Genomic DNA, 19,429 nt, shown 5'->3' on the forward strand with positions numbered 1-19,429 from the left:
AATGTGCTGATAAGATCGCACAAATGCTAAGAAAAGGCAATGCTTGTATATACAAGTTGTAAATGGAGGGGGTTAGCGGTAATATCGCGTTGTGTTAAATGAAAAGCCATACTAGGGGAAGCGCATTAGCTTACATCATGTGTTATGGCGCGAGTTAAACACAACAATTATAAACTTTATCAGCGCAACAAATAGGCACTTTCTATGATTAATTCACACTCTTGGCAAACACTTTACATTAACGTTAATTTAGCAACCATGTCTGATGGTGGCAATAGTTACGGTGAAATGAACCAAGCCGCCTTGGCTGTTTCGCAAGGTAAAATTGCTTGGCTTGGCTTAATGTCTGAATTGCCTGATTATGATCATAGTACGATTAAAGTGGTTGACGGAGAAGGAAAGTGGTTGACCCCAGGGTTAATTGATTGTCATACACACCTTGTTTATGGCGGTAGTCGAGCTAATGAGTTTGAAATGCGCCTGCAAGGAAAAAGTTATCAAGAAATAGCCGCTGCTGGTGGCGGTATTGTTTCTACCGTAACAGCAACCCGCGCTGCGAGTGAGGAAACATTATTTAATGCAGCACTCCCACGTTTACAAGCGTTGCATGAGCAAGGGGTAACAACAGTAGAAATAAAATCAGGTTACGGTTTAGATACTAAAAATGAAGTGAAAATGCTTAAGGTTGCCGAGCAATTAGCACAGGCTTTACCAGTAACTGTTAAAAAAACCTTTTTAGGGGCACATGCGCTGCCAACCGAATACAAAGATAAGCCGCAAGATTATATTGACTTAGTATGTAATGAGATGATGCCTGTAGTTGTTGAGCATAAATTGGCTGACAGTGTCGATGTTTTTTGTGAAGGGGTAGGTTTTAATCTAGCACAAACCGAACAAGTATTTTCAGCAGCTAAAAAGCATGGTTTATCCGTTAAAGTACATGCCGAGCAGTTATCTAATTTAGGGGCAACCGAGCTTGCTGCCACTTATAACGCGCTGTCTTCAGATCATATTGAATTTTTAGATGAAGCTGGCGTTAAAGCGATGAAAAAATCAGGCATGACCGCCGTACTGTTACCAGGGGCGTTTTATTTTCTTCGAGAAACTCAGTTACCGCCGATGGACTTATTACGTAAATATGATGTGCCAATGGCATTGGCTACTGATGCCAATCCGGGCACTTCACCGCTACATAACATTCAATTAATGCTAAATATGGGCTGCACCTTATTTAGATTAACGCCAAGTGAAGCGTTAGCTGGGGTTACTTGTCATGGCGCTAAAGCATTAGGGCTATCGGCAAATAAAGGACAGCTTGCGGTTGGGTTTGATGCTGATATTGCTCTATGGAGTATTAGCCAACCAGCTGAACTGTGCTATCAATTTGGCGTTAATCCTCTGGTTTCGTTAATGAAAAATGGCGAGCAAGTTATTTAATCTCAACTAAGGTTTATTATTAGCTCAAGTGCTTGAGTTGCTGCGGGTAAATGGCAATCGCTTGACCTTAGTAACAATTCACCGTATAAAATAGCCAGATATTTTCTCTAACTCTGGCTATTGCTATGTCTTCTCGAAATCCTATTATTGCAGTTACTGGCTCCTCTGGCGCTGGTACCTCAACAACAACTGCATCATTTGAACATATATTTCGAACCTTAGGCGTCCGCCCTGTGAATGTTGAGGGTGATAGCTTTCACCGCTTTTCGCGCCAAGAAATGAATTTTGAAAAACGTAAAGCGAAAGAGAAACAACGCAATATTAGCTACTTTGGCAATTTAGCCAATGATTTTGATGCATTAGAGCGTCTATTTCGTGATTATGGTGAAACAGGAAAAGGGCGAACTCGACGCTATTTACATACATTTGATGATGCGGTGCCATATAACCAAATGCCGGGCACTTTTACCCCATGGGAGGAGTTAGGTGAGGGCACTGATTTACTCTTTTATGAGGGGCTACATGGCGGTGTAGTGACAGAAGAAAACAATGTTGCTCAACATGTTGATTTACTTATCGGCATGGTGCCTATTGTTAATTTAGAGTGGATTCAAAAAATTATTCGAGATACCAATAAGCGTGGCCATAGTCGAGAAGCGGTAACCGCAAGTATTGTACGTAGTATGGAAGATTATATTTCGTTTATAACGCCGCAATTTTCTCGTACTCATATTAACTTTCAGCGTGTCCCAACGGTTGATACTTCAAACCCATTTAGCGCTAAAGCCATTCCAACATTAGACGAAAGTTTTGTGGTGATCCGTTTTAGAGAAATGAAAAACGTCGATTTTCAATATTACTTACGCATGATCGATGGCTCTTTTATGTCACGAGTGAGTACACTGGTTGTGCCTGGCGGTAAAATGGGCTTAGCAATGGAGCTTATTTTAACCCCGTTTATTCGTGATTTAATGGAGCGAAAAAGTCAGGCTAATAAACAGCTTGATTGGATGAGCGACCTGTAAAAAAAACTGCCACTGAGCGCTATTTTAATACCTAGAATTTATGGTTGCTGGCGTTTATAAAACCACTTATTGATAAATTATCTGCCACTTTATTGTAGTCGAGTTATTTTGTGCTACCTTTTATATATTAAGGATTAATACTGGCGATAAGGGGATATCAATTGCCTTCACACACTCTATCTATTCAACGTAAGTTACTCATTTTACTCGCTGCTGTTATTTTGGCTTTGTTACTTTTATTGGCGACAACAAGCTTTTTTAACCATCAGCTAAAGCAAATGGAACAGCTTAAAAGTCATATACAACAGCTCAGTATTTTTTCATTACAGTTACGTCGCAGCGAGAAAGACTTTATTTTACGAAAAAATGAAAAGTACATAGAAAAGTTTAATAAAAACTATCAATCACTTACTCTTACACTTGATAATATAGATGAGCTAAACCGAAGCGTTAGTGTCAATATTGAAATTCATAAACTCAGAGAAGTGTTCGCAAGCTATAACGAAAAATTTTTAATGTTAACGCAACTGATGATAGAGCAAGGGTTAGATAAAAACTCCGGCCAGTATGCGCTATTACGCGATGCAACCCATCAACTAGAAGAATTTCTCACCTTAGAAAACGACTTAACTAGCCAAGTTTTATTACTGACAATACGTCGCCACGAAAAAGATTATATGCTGAGAAATGAAAGCAAGTATATAGAATCTATAATAAGCGCTCTTGGTGAACTTAGTGTCAGAGAGTCGCGAAATAAAGATGCAGTTGCATTTATAAATAGTTATCAAAATGCAATGAGTAGTTTTGCGAAGTTAAACACCATAATAGGTTTAACACCGAATGAAGGTGTTATGGGTGAAATGCGTTCAGCAACCCACAATGCTGAAGAGTTGTTGGCAGAGTCGGTGGTTAACGCGACAGAGCACATTGACAGTAAGTCAACTTGGGTTGTTATTATTTCGCTTGCGTTATTTATTATTATTTCAGTAGCGCTAGCAGTTTTTATCGCTAAGTTGATTAATATTATTATTTTACCAATAAAAAATGCGGTAAAAAGTATTGAAGAAGTGGTTAAAAAAAGAGACTTCTCAATGCAAATTACTAAAGAAACTGATGATGAGTTTGGTGAAGTGGTTGATGCAGTTAATCGTTTTATTCAGTTTACTCATAAAATGAATAGCGCCATTGAAGACTTACAAGATGTCAGTAAAAAAGTTGAAGATAATGCTCATAGTACTGAGGAGAGCTTAACCAACCAGAACATGCAGTGCGAACAAGTTTCTGCTGCCACTATTCAACTTGAAGCAAGTGCTAAAGAGGTGGCTCAAAATGTTCAGCAAACAACAGACACTGCTCGGTGCATTGCGAAAGAAGTTGCCTTAAATAAGAGTCAGTTAGAAAAACTTAATGACTCCTTAAGTGGTAATGCGAATGAACTCGTTACGTCTTCACAAGACATCAATGTTTTAGAAGAAAAGTGCCATTCAATTAGTGGTTTTATTACTGAAATACGTAGTATCGCCGAACAAACTAATTTATTAGCGCTAAATGCTGCCATTGAAGCGGCAAGAGCCGGAGAGCAAGGTCGAGGTTTTTCAGTGGTTGCTGATGAGGTTAGATCTTTAGCAGATCGAACACAATTATCGACCAATCAAATTACTGAAATAATCAATGAGTTACAACAGTTAACTTCTCATGCTGTCGCGCAAGTTGATCAATGTAAAGAGCGTAGTTTGGAAGATTTAGTACACATAGAAACGTCATCAGCGACCTTATCAGAAGTGATGCGATATGTTGATATTATTAATCAAATGACAGAAAGTATTTCTGCTGCAACAGAAGAGCAAACTTTAGCTATTCATGAAATTGCAGAGAGTATCACCGAAGTAAAAGATAGAAATGTTTCGCTACTTGATCAAGCACACTCAAGCGTAACTCATTGCTCATTGGCTAATGAAAAAACCTATAAGTTACTGTCATATAAACTAAGTTAGTCTTGCTGTGGTTAACGCTGTAAGGGCTATGTTGGCTTTAACATAACCAATAGCTGTTTGTTATGTTAAAGTTCTTCTTTGTTTTTCTCTCATTAATTATCATTGTTACTATGCACATAGGTGCGACTTTATTGTGGCGATGAGAATTTAGTAACTAGCTTATTTTAGATAATAGCTTTAGTCGCTCTTCTCTCATTTATTGATTATTAATAAGTATTTCGATGTACCTTTTCGTGGGAAGTGTAGTGATATTACTTCTAATGAGTGCTTGTATTTTAAGGAGGAATTTTGACTGTTATAAGCAAAAAGTCGGCTGAGCATTATTTTTGGGGAGATCAATGTGAAGGTTGGCATTTAGTTCAATCTAAAAATTTAAGTGTGATCCAAGAACGTGTTCCTTCGGGTTGCTCTGAGCAACGTCATTTTCATAGTACAGCAGAGCAGTTCTTTTTCATTTTATCGGGGGTAGCAAGCATGGAGCTTGACGGGGAAATATTTGAGTTAAACCCTAATGAGGGTATATATATTCCTGCAAAGGCAATACACAAATTAAGTAACCAACATGAAAGTGATTTGCTCTTTACGGTTACTTCAACCCCGCCAATCCATGGTGATAGAGTGGTAATATAATAGACAGTGTCGTGGGTGTTATGTGTCGAGAGGTTTTAGTGACAGAGTTTATTCCAGAATTAATAACAAAAAATTTAATTATTACTATTTTAGAGCCGAAAGATTATCAACTCTTAGCAACATATGAGAGAGCTAACCGAGTTCATTTAGCTAAGTGGGAACCATTAAGAGCAGACGAGTATTTTACCGGTGAAGCCGTGAGAAAGCGCGTGGCACTGAATCTTGATAATTTCAAATCAGGCTCCTCAATCGCTTTTGTTGCTCTTGACAAAAAACGCACTAAAATTATTTGTTGTTGTAATTACTCAAATATTGTTCAAGGTGTCTTTCAAGCCTGCCACTTAGGTTACTCCGTTAATATGGCAGACCAAGGAAAAGGCTTAATGTTTGAGATGCTGCAAGCATCTCTAGAATATGTATTTTCTCAACGAGAATTGCACCGCGTTATGGCAAACTATATTACGTCAAACATTCGCAGTGATAGATTGTTAGCAAGGCTTGGCTTTGAAAAAGAAGGGGTAGCTAAGTCATACTTAAAAATAGCTGGTTCGTGGCAAGATCATGTTTTAACATCAAAAATTAACCCTAATCATGTGGCGATGTAATTAATTATTTAACAGAGAAAATAACCTTCTGTTACTGTTTCTTATTTGAGCTAACATTTTATAGAGCATCGCGATAATAATGTTAAGTAAACCGTTTGAGAAGTTTCATGTCTATATTACGTAAACTATTTCGCTGGGAGCGAGGCCGACAACAGTCAGGCTACGATAAAATGCTGATCTGTGGGGCAATGTGGCCAATCAAGTTTGATACTTATTTGCTTAAATTTCCAGAGGGAAGTGAAATTGCACCACATACAGATAAAGTTGAGTCAGGTAAACATTACCGGTTAAATATAGTACTTAAGAGTGCAACGCTAGGTGGTGACTTTCACTGTTCAGCGCCAATATTTACAAATAATAGAATTAAGTTATTTCGTCCCGACGTTAGCGAGCATCAAGTCTCAAAAGTCATACAAGGAAATCGCTATATATTGAGTATAGGGTGGATAGTAGGCGCTTAGGATCGTTTTATATTGTAAGAAACGTTTAGTCTGAGAGCACTCAAGTTGAACAACTCTTAGACCTAGGTTACTACCTGAAAAGCTTCATGTTCTTTGTATATTACAGCAATTGCTATTGTGATAAGTCGCAATAAATATTCATCAACTATAAAATAATGACAAATGCCACTTGGGATCCTGCTCAGGTTGCGTTAACACTAACTAAAGCAGCCCCCATTAACTTCCTGATGTTGAAATTGGTTTAGTTGATTTATTTCACTCGTTAGTGCGGGGGATTATCGATTGATGGAAAGCTAGGAGCTTATGGAGTGTGGCTAAGCAGTTAGAAGCTATCATAGCAATAGGTGTTAGTAACGCAAGCAGAGCCACAAAGCGCTTACAGTGTTCTTATAGAGCTTATGAATGAATCTACTATTTATCTGTCGCCTCATTAGTTTTTTGGATGAAAAGTGAGTTTATTTCATGGTTTACTTGTTGTTGTAATAAGCTCAGCTGTGTCGGTGACAAATTAATGTCCTCAGCCGCAAAAATAATATCAACTAACGAACTTTGCTGACGGGCTAGTTTAGTATGAAACAAGTTGTATTGACTTAAGTTATTATCTTGAAACTGGTAATTGCTTTTAACCATAGCGTTAAAGCTATCACTAATTGTTACTACGCTGTCATCAATAAATAATTTGTTGCCATGACTATCGCGAGTCATGCCTCGAATCCGGTAATCAATGTCAATAACCTCAGCGTTAAAATGGTTTATTAGAGTGTTAATAACTTTTAACGGCGAAATAACACCGCAGGTTGAAAGTTCAATGTCAGCTCTAAATATAGCGAGTTTATTTTGGGGGTTATCGTCTGGGTAGGTATGGATGCACAAGTGGCTTTTATCTAAATGAGCAACCAAAGATTCTGGTTGCGCTTCTTCCGACATCATCAACGTAACACTGGCACCATGAGGTTGATAGTCTTGCGAGGCAATGTTTAAAACATTACCGCCAATAGCATGACAAATATGAGTTAATAATTCGCTTAGCTTATGCGCGTTGTAATTCTCATTAATAAACTGGTCATATTGCTTACTGACTTTATCGTTATCTAGGTAATGCACTTTATAGAAAGAAAAACTTAAACTTTTTGTTAAGTTATTAAAACCATAAAGTGATATTTTATTCGTGGTCGACATTTAACACGCAATAATTTCAAAATCATGAGTGATGCTTACTTTTGCATTTAGCATTAAAGCTACAGAGCAATACTTATCAGCTGATAAGTTAACCGCGCGCTCTACATGTTTAGGGTTAACATCGGTGCCACGAATAACAAAGTGCAAATGAATTGTATCGAATAATTTAGGTGTGCTATCAACGCGATTACCATTTAATTCAACTGTACAGCCTTGAATATTTTGTTTGGCTTTATGTAAAATACTGACCACATCTACCGATGAACAGCCACCTAAAGAAATTAATACACTTTCCATAGGGCTTGGAGCTAATGTGCCACCATTGGCATCAAGGACAAGTGTGTGACCACTTTCAGAGGTACCTAAAAAAAGTTCTTCACCTAACCATTTTACTTGTGCTTTCATAATGCTCTCAACAGAAATATATAGAAGCAAGGATTTTAACTAAGATGCGCTTATTACACCAGTTTAATGGTGTAATAGTTATCTGCGCAAAAATTTTTAGAAGGGCTAGGCTGTTTGGCCAGGTTGTAATTTTTGGGAAGTAGGGCGACTATTGCGCTAGTTTTTGACTGTGAATAACGCCATCAAATAAGTTTTTTATTAAACCAGCAAACTCTGCAATAAACTCTTTTTGAGCGCTGTTTACTTTGTTGTTGACTACGCCTGATAAAATTTCTTCTAAGTCGTAAAGAATTGCGTCTACTTCACGAATTATTGCATTACGTTGGTTGTAAGTTAAGCTATCGTTTTGACTACATACCGCAATAATTTGCTCGCCCAATTCAACCTCAATGGCTGCCATTACAGTATCAGTGCTTAATGCTGAGCTAGTCGAGTTTTCAAATAAATTTAGATGCTCAGTGAGGTAGCTAATAATTTGCACATAACCGTCGGTATCTGTAACCATAATACAATCTCTATCCTATCGTTTATTTATCTCATTAAAAACAGTGGCTATATCAATTTACATGAAAGTTACTCGAATGAATAAGCTTTGAAGTGAGCCATCTTTCACAAGAGTAAGTGGTGACTCATTTCAGTATAGCAGCTAGTTATACTCAAGCTACTTCAATGTAAGTTCAGTTCATATTTTCACTTTTTTTGAGTATAGCTTAACATATTTAACAACAGTCACTTAAAGCTTGCAAGGGGCAACCATTAGTGCAGCTCGCTGACCAATCCCCACATTAGCGTTCGGAAATACAATACTTTCACCGTCAACACGGGTGATATAGTCGTTACCGTTATCTGAAGAAAGCTGTGTTCCTATAGGGTAAGAGGTAAAGTTTTTCACATCATTATCGATCAATAACTTAAAGTCGTCGCTGTGTTTGGTGATGTCGTTAAGGACATTAAATAAAGCAAAATTACTATTATCAAATAAGTCTAATGAAATAGACTGTGCGCTAACAAGGCGTGTTAGGTTACTGTACATAGCAGTAAAATTTTGCATATCATTCTCACCAAATGCTTTTACTTTACCTAACTCAACAGTAAAGGCATGTGCTGAAAAATTGGCACTACTAAAATATGAGAAGGTACCACTAGGTGCATGACCAAATAAGATGGTGTTAACACCACAAGCGGCCATAAATGTTAGCTGCTCTTTATCCCAAGGTTTATCACCTTGGTACGGATAAATTGCAAATTTTTCGTATTTAGAGCTACGAATGGCAGTGTGCAAATCATAATGATAATTTTTTGCTTGCTTGTCTGTGCTACTGTCTTCTACGTCAGTAATGCTGCTTTTAGCGGTAAAGAAGTCAGTAACGTATTGCTCTAGCTTTTCGGCTCTATATTTTTCATAGCAAGGGGTAATGCTTTGGTGTTTGCCACAAAATAGTCGGTTGAGGTTTTCACTTTGGAAGCGTTTAGCGATATTCATTGATACCGGATTACCGATGATAAATAAGGTACGGTGCTTAACCTGTGTTTTACCTTGAATAATATCATTAACTATTTGTTGTACTATTTCAATTGGCGCGGTTTCATTACCATGAATACCTGATGAAATAATAATGTTTTTATTGAATGTGGCTTTATCATGACCAGCAGTCAATAAACTATCAGGCTCAATAAGCAATACACCAGTATCGATTAAGGTCGCTGTTGCCGCCGTTACTCTATATGTTAATGATGAAAGATCATCACTGAACTTGTGATCAAAGCTATGCTCGAATTGACGCGTTAAGCCAAGAAAATCACCATTTTTTATAAATAAGCGAAAGGTATTTTTGAACAATTCACTGCTGTTAGCAGTGAATTGTTGGCTGATAGTGTGCGCAACCATTAAATATGTAAACCAGGTGTTAAGCTTTCAGGTAAAGAGACTTTATCTGCTTCTACTGAGGCAATTGGGTATGCACAATAGTCAGCTGCATAAAATGCACTTGCTCGGTGGTTACCACTCGCGCCAATACCACCAAAAGGTGCGGCACTGCTTGCGCCAGTAATAGGTTTGTTCCAGTTCACAATACCCGCACGAATTCGGCGGAAGAAGTGCTGGTAGTCTGCTTCACTATCACTGAGTAAACCCGCAGATAAGCCAAAGCCAGTATTGTTAGCTTCATCAATGGCTTTATCAAAGTCACTATAACGATAAACTTTTAGTAAAGGGCCAAAGTATTCTTCATCAGGAACATCTGCGGCAATTGCGGTAACATCAATAATACCTGCTGAGATAAAACCAGTACCGGCTTCTAAGTGCTTTAATTCAACTAATGATGTAGCGCCTAGCTCAATTAGTTTTTGTTGAGCATCAACTAAACCTAAAGCCGCTTTCTCTGAAATCATTGAACCCATAAACGGCTGATTTTCATCATTATAGTGACCAATTGTTAGGTCTTTAGTGACTGATATTAATTTAGCAAGAATTGCGTCACCTTGTTCATTGTTTTCAATAAACAAACGGCGAGCACAAGTACAGCGTTGGCCTGTTGTTACAAAAGCTGACTGTACAATATCATGAACCACAGCGTTAATATCAGCAACGTCTTTAACAACTAATGGGTTATTGCCGCCCATTTCTAAGGCTAAAATTTTACCCGGTTGACCACCAAACTGTTCATGTAATAAATGACCCGTAGTAGAGCTACCTGTAAAGAATAAACCATCGATAAATTTATTACTTGCTAAGGCTTTACCTGTTTCGACTTCACCTTGTACTAAATTGATAACGCCTGCAGGTAAGCCTGCTTGCTCCCATATTTTTAGTACTTCTTCAGCAACACGTGGCGTTAATTCGCTTGGTTTAAATACGATGGTATTACCAGCAATAAGTGCTGGCACTATATGACCATTAGGTAAGTGACCTGGGAAGTTATAAGGACCAAAAATAGCAACAACACCATGAGGTTTATGACGAATAAATGCTTTAGCGCCAGGCATTGGGTTTTCAACAGTCCCGGTACGTTCATTGTAAGCTTTTAATGAAATTGCAATTTTTCCTACCATAGCGCCAACTTCACCTAAGGTTTCCCATTTAGGCTTTCCTGTTTCAAGGGCTATGGTGGTTGCTAAGGCGTCTTTGTTTTCGCCTAGTAATACTGCAAATTTTTCAACAATAGCAATACGTTCATCAAGCTTGATATTTGACCAAGTTTCAAACGCATTACGGGCACTTAATACCGCTTCATTGACTTGCTCGACAGAGGCTGTTTTACCTTGCCAAATAACTTCATTACGTGCTGGGTTTAATGAACTTACTTCATGGCCTAAGCCCGCTTGCCATTGGCCGTTAATAAATTGAACGTTGTGCTGAGACATAATTATTCCTTCTCATTGATATTAAGTGCATTACATTAGGTGAATACCAAATACAATGTAATGGCAGTAGTTTTTATTTACTAAGATGAAAACTACTGTTGTGTGTTAGTTATTTTGGTGTTCTTAATTAGCGAGTAAGCGAACCCAATCGCCTTCTTTTACTAATAATGCATCAGCCACTGCTTGGCTGATTACGACTTGTTGCGCAGTTTCTCTATAAGAAAGTGGCGCTTGTGTTGCTCTAAAATTAGCAACTTGCGTATTACAAATAATATAATTATCAGTAGATTGTACATCGCCAATAATTACCTGACAGCGTTGGCTTTGGTTAATGGCACGTATGCTATTTACATTTGCCTCAACCGTTGGTCCACCATCAAAAATATCGACATAACCTCGGCGTGAGAAACCTTCGGCTTCTAATAAGCGAATCGCAGGTAATGTTTTAGGGTGTACTTGGTTAATAACTGCTTGCGCTTCTTTACTCAATAAATTGACATAAATAGGGTATTTAGGCATTAACTCCGCAATAAATACTTTTTTACCAATACCTGTTAAGTAGTCAGCCGTCGGAAAGTCCATAGAAAAGAAGTACTTCTCTAACCAGTCCCAAAAAGGAGAGCGACCATGTTCGTCTGAAATGCCACGCATTTCGGCGATAATTGTTTCAGAAAACCTTTCGGCATGTTCAGCAATAAATAAAAAGCGGAAGCGAGATAAAAAGCGGCCATTATTATTTTTACGGTGTGTATCACTTAAAAATAAAGTACAAATTTCACTCGCGCCTGTGTAATCATTACATAATGATAATGTTTCAACAGTGTTGTAAATATTTAACTCGCGTGAGCTATGAACTACTTTGCCTAAATGATAATGATAAAAGGCATCATCTAAACCTACCGCGGCTTCAATGCCACTGGTACCTACGACTTTACCGGTTTCGGTATCTTCCATCACAAATAAATAACCTTCATCACCAGGCTGGGTAACGGCTTTATTAAATGATTTTTCGGCATGGGTAATACGCTGGTTTAACAACTGCTCATTCACAGGAAGTGAAGTAAATCCATGGCCAGATTCTACGGCTATACGATGTAAATCGTTCAGATCGCTTTGTGTAATAGGACGTACAATGATCATAAATGCTCTCGATGAATTGATATTATATCTGTCGATAATTACAGGAAGTAGTATCGACAGATAACTTGCGGCGTATGATTGTTTAGTAGGCTCTACTTAACCATTTTAGCTACAGCACGCTCAAAACGTACTAAGCCTTCAGTGATATCATCATCAGAAATCACTAATGAAGGAGCAAAACGAACAATGCTTGCACCAGCAACTAAGGTCATTACACCTTCAGCCATGGCGGCATTTAAAAAATCTTTAGCTTTACCTTGATAGTTTTCATTTAAAACCGCACCAATTAATAGACCTTTACCGCGTATTTCTGAGAAAACGTTATATTTGGCATTAATTGCATTTAAGCCGTCAACGTATAATGTTGATTTAGCTTTAACGCCGGCCAATACTTCAGGTGTGTTTACGGTATCAAGTACCGCTTCGCCTACAGCACAAGCTAATGGGTTACCACCATAAGTACTGCCGTGCGTACCTATTTTTAAATGTTGAGCAATATCAGTTGTTGTTAACATTGCGCCAATTGGGAAGCCACCACCTAAACCTTTGGCTGAACTTAAAATGTCAGGTGTTACACCAAGGTCCATATAAGCATATAAGCTACCTAAACGACCAAGACCTGTTTGTACTTCATCAAAAATTAATAAAGCATTGTGTTGATTACAAAGCTCGCGTACACCCTTAATAAACTCATCTGTTGGTGCAACAATACCACCTTCACCTTGTAATGGTTCAATCATAACCGCACAAGTTTTATCTGAAATAAGTGCTTTTAAGCTATCAAGGTTATTGTATTCAGCGTGATCTATATTGCCAGGTTTCGGGCCAAAGCCGTCAGAGTATGCTGTCTGACCGCCTACTGTTACAGTAAAGAAAGTACGGCCGTGAAAACCTTGTTTAAAGGCAATGATTTGTGATTTTTCTTCACCGTGAACTTCTAATGCCCAACGACGTGCTAACTTTAACGCTGCTTCATTCGCTTCTGCGCCTGAATTACAAAAATATACTTTTTCAGCAAAAGTGTTATCGACTAATTTTTTGGCTAAGCGTAATGCAGGCTCATTGGTTAGTACGTTAGACAAGTGCCAAATCTTTTCGCCTTGCTCTTTTAATGCGCCGACTAATGCAGGATGACAGTGACCTAATGCACTTACGGCAATACCGCCAGCAAAATCAATGTATTCATTATCTTGTTGATCCCACACGCGTGAACCTTTACCACGTACTGGAATAACCGCTGAAGGGGCATAGTTAGGAACCATAACTTCATTAAAAAGTTCGCGATCAACAGAAAAATGTTCTGACATTTCAAATCCTCATTTATATAAGTGGTAATGTTTTAAATAACTATAGCCATAGTAGCTTACTTTTTTAAGTAGAGATATTGTCCAATTAAATAATGTTAGCAGGACTTTTTTGCTGAAAAATACGTCGGCTGTTATCCAAAAAATAGAGTGATAGTATGACAGGTTAGCTGCTATTTGTCTTGCTCTGCGTGGCTGCAGGCTAGGTAAAATAAAGCTTCGGTTGATTTTATTCAACAAAGATGAATATTTATTGAGGAGGTTTTTTGAGCAAATTAGCAATGGCTGGTATAGCGCTCGCTACTTGTTAATAAAAAATGCACAAATGAGCAAATATCATAATTACGCAGAAAAAAATTATTCTTTATGGCCTTTTTTGGGTCTAAAAGGCGATAAATTGCTGCTAACTTAGCTAAAAATTAACTTAATATGATCAATGTCACTTTTTTTCAATAATGAGATTTCTGCTGACGTTAATTTAGTATTACTCAGTAGTGCTTTGCTTTCATCACTATTAATCAAGTTATCTTTAGCGAGTGCACGAAAGGCAACATAGGCTTTCGCTTTTGCGACAACCTGCGCTATAGGGCACATTTTAGTGATGTGATCAGCATAAGCTAAATCAAACATTGGCTCAGTTATAGCCAAGCGTTCAAAGTTCATTTGCTCGACTAAGTCGGCAGATAGCTTACTACTGCGTAATAAAAGCTGTTCAAGTAATAGTGGTTCTGAAATATCTAGATTGAGCAATATATTGTGTAAACGCTTGTCTTTTGCTTGAAAAGCCTCACGTACTTCTTTTTTGTGTTTAGTATTAACGGTAGTGAAAAAGCACTGTGTAACAGCAAGCTGTCCAATGTTAGATAACATGCCCGTTGTAAAAGCGGTGAACCAATCAAGCTCTTGCTCTTTTGCTAAAACACCGGCAGCCAAGGCGATAGATAAGCTATCGTTCCATAACTTTCGTTTCATTAATGAAAAAGGTGCAGTACTTGCGGGTAGCCAATGCTTTAAAATAAAGGTTGGCATCACTTGCTTTAAATTATCTAAGCCAATGTAACTTAAGGCGAGTTTAGCGTCATTTACTTGTACGTCAGCTCTTTTACGGTACTGTGGTTTGTTAACCAAGTTAATTAAATCAGTACAAAGCCAAGGCAGAAGTGTTGCTAGTGGCTTAATTTGGTTAACCGAAGCCGCACGGGTTGATAGGGTGTCAAGTATCCGCGGTGCGGTATCTTCAATACCGAGTACTTCTTGGTACAAATACTCTTTACTATTAAAGTCATTATTAAGCTTACTTTTTACTTGCGCTGCAAAGGTGTTCATTACTTGTTTTTTAAAGTGCTCTTCGCCATGAGCAGCAATAATTTTCTCTTGCTGAGTGGCTACCTCAACCGATAAGAGTTCTCGGCGACGGTTCTCTTGCTCGCTGCCTTGGTGGTCTACTACGACTATTTTTCCGCTCAATTGCTCTGCAAATTCTTTACTAATAGACAAGGCTACTGCACGTTGATAAATAGTGCTAATAGTGGGATGATTATCAAAAATTTGCATAATGTTCAAAAGGCTTTGTTAAGTATTGCTTTGTGTAAGTGTATTGGAGTTTGTCGATGAACTCCAATTTAATGATAGTTAAGCTATCGGATAATCTTGGTATTTCTTAATAAAGTTTGCGAGTAAGTTCTGTCCTTGCTCTGTTAATACTGATTCAGGATGAAATTGTACGCTGCATATAGGTAAGTTTTTGTGCTGTAGCGCCATAATTTCCTCTACTTGATTGAGAGTATCAGTTACGACTAACTTTTCATCTTTAACAGTCCAAGCCGAAATTTCAAGGCATTCGGGGAGGGAAGCTTTATTAACAATGAGTGAGTGATAACGAGTGACTTCTAAAGGTTTTGGCAAGCCTGAGAATAGCCCTTGATTATTGTGGGTAATTAAGGAAGTTTTCCCATGCATTACTTTACGCGCTTTTTCGACAATCGCGCCAAAATATTGAGCAATACATTGATGGCCTAAACAAACCCCTAATAATGGAATTTTACCTGAAAAGTGTTTCACAACAGCTAGTGAAATTCCTGCGCTATCGGGATCGCAAGGACCAGGGGAAATCACTATAAAGTGAGGAGCCATTTTTTCGATTTCTTGTAATGAAATTTCATCATTACGATAAACGACAACCTCTTGCCCTAATGCTTGAAAGTAATGCACTAAATTAAAGGTAAATGAGTCGTAGTTGTCTATCATTAACAACAAAAGGTCACCATAGTAAGGCCAGTAAAATTCGGGGCCATTCTAATGGTTTTACTTTAATGGGGCAATCGTTAGCGCTGCAAAATACTAAGCTGAGTGTAATCAACTTAGTATAATTAACTTAGTATTTTGGTAAAGCTACTTCTTTTGCATTTAGAGTTTAGGTTTGGTCTTAAAACTGGGCGGTTAACTGTAACCATAACTTATTAGTATCAGTGATTTTACTACTACCACCATCATTGTAATGGGCTATTTTTGCTAACATACTATAATTGTTGTTTATCTTATAGTTGGCTATCAAATCAAGTTCATTACCAAAATCTATATTATCTTGGTCAGATGAAAACTTATGATAAGTAGCTGACCAGTTTATCTCTGAAAGCTTTCCTTTCACGGTCAGGTAAACATCTTGCAAGCCTTCATTAGGAGTGCCTAGAAACTTATCAGCCCAACCATTAAATTTGTGCTTTGTGGCAAGTGGTGTATTAAATGCAACGCCACTGTCACTGCCTAGTAATTCATAACCTGCGAGTAATACTATGGCATTGAGTTTGTAGCCAACCTCTGCGTTAACATAGAGCGCGTTATAATTATTAGGGTTATTACCATGTTCACTTTGGCTGGCAAGGCTTGCATTAACAAATAAGTCATTAAAATTTCCCTGGTATAGGGCACCAATGGTATTGCTCGAGTTTGTTAAGGCAATATCGTAATCTAAAAGGTAGCCAAAAGCGGAGATAACCTGATTTTTATTGAATTCATATTTAGCATTAGCTAAGTGAAAGTCACCTTGCACATCGTTGGCTGCTATATCATTAATATTATGAATATAACTATAATCAATAACTAACTTATCAGTTTGATATTGAGCGCGTACTCCGTCATAGGTCTGTTCGTTTTGCCTCCAACTAACACCACCTACAAATCGTTGGTTATTATGAAGAATACGTTGTCTTCCTACAGTAACGCTAACCCCTTGGTTGAGATACTTTAAATAGGCTTGGTTAATATCAGTGCCTTGGGGATCAAGAACCAACGGATATTGAGTATTACCATTTTTTTGACTGTTATAGTCATCTATAAAAGCATGAACATCATCAACTTCTAAACCTAAAGAGAAGTTATGATAACTCCCTGTGCTAATGGTTATACGGCTTTTTAACGTAAGGGCTTCAGCATTTTTATCAAAGCCATCTTGGTCTACCCCTTCATAGCGTGCGCGTAAATTTACATCGATCTTACTGTCATTTAAAGCATGAGTAATACCATTGCCGTGTTTTGTTTCGGTGGCAAAGGCTATTGGCGTCGCTAATATGGCGGTAGCCATAATAGATAGTGCGAGTTTTTTTTGTGCAACATACTTAATAGAGTTCATTATGATATTCCAACTATACAGGTGTGAAGTTATTGTCATTTTGTATTCATGAATTCTTACATTTCGTTGCGTTAGCTAAGTTGATACTAATCAACTTTAATGTATTTGTTCGCTAATAAGTTTCAATGAATACCAATGAAACTTAGCCGTACTGATTTTTAGTTGTAAATAACGTTATTCTTATGATTCTTGCTATTTTTTTTGATGTTGATCTTTCATAAATTTAGGCATTTTTTTACACTTAATCTGTTTTCTCTTACCTGCACCAGCACTCAACATTTTTAGTGATTTCACGCACTTTTATGGTGCGAACCTTTTGTTGATATAATGATTTACTTCCTTATGTTATTGAAAATAAATGTTTATTTTTTTTGGTACGTGAATTGTATTACTGTTTACATCATTCCTGCATTACAAAGAGAATACTAATGAAATTGATCAGTGCAATTATAAAACCCTTTAAGTTAGACGAGGTTCGGGACGCTATTTCTGAAATAGGTGTTGAAGGTATCACGGTAAGCGAAGTGAAAGGTTTTGGTCGTCAAAAAGGCCATACTGAGCTATATCGCGGTGCAGAATATCAAGTGGACTTTTTACCAAAAGTTAAACTTGAAATTGCGGTAAATGATGATTTAGTAGAGCGCTTAATTGAAGCGATCACTAAAGCTGCCCACACCGGAAAAATTGGTGATGGTAAAATATTCGTTTATAACCTAGAGCAAGCCATCCGTATTCGTACTGGTGAGCAAGACGCTGAAGCAATTTAAGGAGAGTACCAATGGAACAAAATATTTTTCAACTTCAATATGCACTTGATACTTTTTACTTTTTGATTTGTGGTGCGTTAGTAATGTGGATGGCTGCAGGTTTCTCTATGCTTGAGGCCGGTCTTGTTAGAGCTAAAAATACCACTGAAATTTTAACCAAAAATGTTGCCTTATACGCGATTGCTTGTGTTATGTATTTGGTTGTTGGTTACGACATTATGTATGGTGGCGGTGTTTTCCTTAACAGTATTGCACTTGATGGGGCTGCTAGTAGTGACGCTTTAGTTAGCTCTGTACTTGCTGAGTCAGCCAAAGAGGGTTTCGATGGCGGTGCGGTGTACTCAAATGCATCAGACTTTTTCTTTCAGGTAGTATTTGTGGCAACGGCTATGTCTATTGTTTCAGGTGCTGTCGCAGAACGTATGAAGTTGTGGGCATTTCTTGCTTTTACAGTAATATTAACAGGTTTCATTTACCCTATGGAAGGAAGCTGGACTTGGAATGGTGAAGCTGTTTTCGGTTTATATACTTTATCTGACCTTGGTTTTTCTGACTTTGCCGGATCAGGTATTGTTCATATGGCTGGGGCTTCAGCTGCATTAGCTGGTGTTTTATTACTGGGTGCTCGTAAAGGCAAGTATGGTAAAGATGGCAAAGTAAATGCAATTCCTGGTGCTAACTTGCCTATGGCTACTTTAGGTACCTTTATTTTATGGATGGGTTGGTTTGGTTTTAATGGCGGTTCAGTATTAAAACTGGCTGATATTAACAGTGCTAACTCTGTTGCTATGGTTTTCTTAAATACTAATGCCGCCGCCGCAGCAGGTGCTATTTCAGCACTCGTAGTCGCTAAACTTTTATTCAAAAAAGCAGATTTAACAATGACGTTAAACGGAGCATTAGCGGGCTTAGTTGCTATTACTGCTGAGCCGTCAACGCCATCTCCTTTACAAGCTACTATTTTTGGTGCTATTGCCGGTGTTATTGTTGTTATGTCAGTGCTAGCGTTAGATAAAGCTAAAATAGATGACCCTGTTGGTGCTATTTCTGTACATGGTGTTGTAGGCTTATTTGGTCTACTTATTGTACCATTAACGAATACTGGCTCAACATTTACCGGTCAATTACTAGGCGCAGCGACTATTTTTGTTTGGGTATTTAGTACTAGCTTTGTTGTGTGGTTTATCCTGAAAAAAGTGATGGGTATCCGTGTCGGTGAAGAAGAAGAGTACGAAGGTGCTGATAAAGCAGACTGTGGTATGGAGGCATATCCTGAGTTTACTCGCGGACAGTAGAGTTAATTACTAGCGCTACTCTGTATTTATATAGGGGCGCTAGAATAAACAAAAAGCAGCGTGATAGCTCAATGCCAGTCAGTTAAGCTGACTGGCATTTTTCTTTTTATGGGGATACTTGGATGGTTTAGGTTTAACCCATCGGGGATATTTTCTATCTTCTCGGCGAGTCGGAAGCTTAAATAAGAGTAGCGTA

18 protein-coding genes are annotated in these 19,429 nt (G+C 38.0%); 8 read left to right on the forward strand and 10 right to left on the reverse strand.

Features of this window, described 5'->3' with window-relative positions; translation table 11 throughout:
- Positions 1 to 204 precede the first annotated feature (204 nt).
- From hutI to ABD005_RS16910, 6 genes are all read left to right on the forward strand, one after another.
- On the forward strand, positions 205 to 1,437 hold the full coding sequence (hutI, locus tag ABD005_RS16885) for an imidazolonepropionase (protein ID WP_343818908.1): 1,233 nt from the start codon (positions 205 to 207) through the stop codon (positions 1,435 to 1,437).
- 125 nt (positions 1,438 to 1,562) lie between these two features.
- On the forward strand, positions 1,563 to 2,462 hold the full coding sequence (locus ABD005_RS16890; protein ID WP_215981466.1) for a phosphoribulokinase: 900 nt from the start codon (positions 1,563 to 1,565) through the stop codon (positions 2,460 to 2,462).
- Between the two features lie 161 nt (positions 2,463 to 2,623).
- The gene (locus ABD005_RS16895) at positions 2,624 to 4,456 is read left to right on the forward strand and encodes a methyl-accepting chemotaxis protein (protein ID WP_343818909.1); all 1,833 of its coding nucleotides are present in this window, start codon (positions 2,624 to 2,626) and stop codon (positions 4,454 to 4,456) included.
- 288 nt (positions 4,457 to 4,744) lie between these two features.
- Positions 4,745 to 5,086 carry a cupin domain-containing protein gene (locus ABD005_RS16900; RefSeq protein ID WP_343818910.1) on the forward strand — a complete coding sequence of 114 codons (342 nt, stop codon included), beginning with the start codon at positions 4,745 to 4,747 and terminating at the stop codon, positions 5,084 to 5,086.
- 38 nt (positions 5,087 to 5,124) lie between these two features.
- The gene (locus ABD005_RS16905; RefSeq protein WP_343818911.1) at positions 5,125 to 5,691 is read left to right on the forward strand and encodes a GNAT family N-acetyltransferase; all 567 of its coding nucleotides are present in this window, start codon (positions 5,125 to 5,127) and stop codon (positions 5,689 to 5,691) included.
- Between the two features lie 107 nt (positions 5,692 to 5,798).
- Entirely contained in the window at positions 5,799 to 6,152 is a 354-nt protein-coding gene (locus ABD005_RS16910; RefSeq protein WP_343818912.1) for a 2OG-Fe(II) oxygenase family protein, read from the forward strand.
- Positions 6,153 to 6,563: 411 nt separating this feature from the next.
- Here the strand turns inward: ABD005_RS16910 and speD are convergent, their stop codons facing one another.
- The 10 genes from speD to ABD005_RS16960 all read right to left on the reverse strand — a co-directional run bounded on the left by speD (position 6,564) and on the right by ABD005_RS16960 (position 17,171).
- Positions 6,564 to 7,331 carry an adenosylmethionine decarboxylase gene (gene speD, locus ABD005_RS16915; RefSeq protein WP_343818914.1) on the reverse strand — a complete coding sequence of 256 codons (768 nt, stop codon included), beginning with the start codon at positions 7,329 to 7,331 and terminating at the stop codon, positions 6,564 to 6,566.
- Positions 7,332 to 7,736 (reverse strand): OsmC family protein, encoded by a 405-nt coding sequence (locus ABD005_RS16920; RefSeq protein ID WP_215981460.1) that lies wholly within the window; start codon positions 7,734 to 7,736, stop codon positions 7,332 to 7,334.
- A 148-nt stretch (positions 7,737 to 7,884) separates the two neighbouring features.
- Positions 7,885 to 8,241 carry a DUF3802 family protein gene (locus tag ABD005_RS16925; RefSeq protein ID WP_215981459.1) on the reverse strand — a complete coding sequence of 119 codons (357 nt, stop codon included), beginning with the start codon at positions 8,239 to 8,241 and terminating at the stop codon, positions 7,885 to 7,887.
- Between the two features lie 228 nt (positions 8,242 to 8,469).
- Positions 8,470 to 9,624 carry a succinylglutamate desuccinylase gene (gene astE, locus ABD005_RS16930; protein WP_343818917.1) on the reverse strand — a complete coding sequence of 385 codons (1,155 nt, stop codon included), beginning with the start codon at positions 9,622 to 9,624 and terminating at the stop codon, positions 8,470 to 8,472.
- Positions 9,624 to 11,099 (reverse strand): succinylglutamate-semialdehyde dehydrogenase, encoded by a 1,476-nt coding sequence (astD, locus tag ABD005_RS16935; RefSeq protein ID WP_343818918.1) that lies wholly within the window; start codon positions 11,097 to 11,099, stop codon positions 9,624 to 9,626. Before astD ends, astE begins: the two co-directional genes overlap by 1 nt.
- A gap of 123 nt (positions 11,100 to 11,222) precedes the next feature.
- Positions 11,223 to 12,239 (reverse strand): arginine N-succinyltransferase, encoded by a 1,017-nt coding sequence (gene astA / locus ABD005_RS16940; protein ID WP_343818920.1) that lies wholly within the window; start codon positions 12,237 to 12,239, stop codon positions 11,223 to 11,225.
- 92 nt (positions 12,240 to 12,331) lie between these two features.
- The gene (locus ABD005_RS16945; RefSeq protein ID WP_343818921.1) at positions 12,332 to 13,546 is read right to left on the reverse strand and encodes an aspartate aminotransferase family protein; all 1,215 of its coding nucleotides are present in this window, start codon (positions 13,544 to 13,546) and stop codon (positions 12,332 to 12,334) included.
- A gap of 405 nt (positions 13,547 to 13,951) precedes the next feature.
- Positions 13,952 to 15,097 carry an HDOD domain-containing protein gene (locus ABD005_RS16950; RefSeq protein ID WP_215981454.1) on the reverse strand — a complete coding sequence of 382 codons (1,146 nt, stop codon included), beginning with the start codon at positions 15,095 to 15,097 and terminating at the stop codon, positions 13,952 to 13,954.
- Positions 15,098 to 15,175: 78 nt separating this feature from the next.
- Positions 15,176 to 15,799 carry an anthranilate synthase component II gene (locus tag ABD005_RS16955; protein ID WP_343818923.1) on the reverse strand — a complete coding sequence of 208 codons (624 nt, stop codon included), beginning with the start codon at positions 15,797 to 15,799 and terminating at the stop codon, positions 15,176 to 15,178.
- 169 nt (positions 15,800 to 15,968) lie between these two features.
- A complete protein-coding gene (locus tag ABD005_RS16960; RefSeq protein ID WP_343818925.1) occupies positions 15,969 to 17,171 on the reverse strand; it encodes an alginate export family protein in 1,203 nt (400 codons plus the stop codon).
- A gap of 428 nt (positions 17,172 to 17,599) precedes the next feature.
- Between ABD005_RS16960 and ABD005_RS16965 the strand changes: the two genes are divergently transcribed.
- Both ABD005_RS16965 and ABD005_RS16970 read left to right on the forward strand, forming a co-directional pair.
- Positions 17,600 to 17,938: a P-II family nitrogen regulator gene (locus ABD005_RS16965; protein WP_215981451.1), complete on the forward strand. Its 339-nt coding sequence runs from the start codon at positions 17,600 to 17,602 to the stop codon at positions 17,936 to 17,938.
- Between the two features lie 11 nt (positions 17,939 to 17,949).
- A complete protein-coding gene (locus ABD005_RS16970) occupies positions 17,950 to 19,233 on the forward strand; it encodes an ammonium transporter (RefSeq protein ID WP_343818926.1) in 1,284 nt (427 codons plus the stop codon).
- The last annotated feature ends 196 nt before the right edge of the window (positions 19,234 to 19,429 follow it).

Origin of the sequence: Colwellia asteriadis, from assembly GCF_039523295.1 — a bacterium.
GTDB lineage: Bacteria > Pseudomonadota > Gammaproteobacteria > Enterobacterales > Alteromonadaceae > Colwellia > Colwellia asteriadis.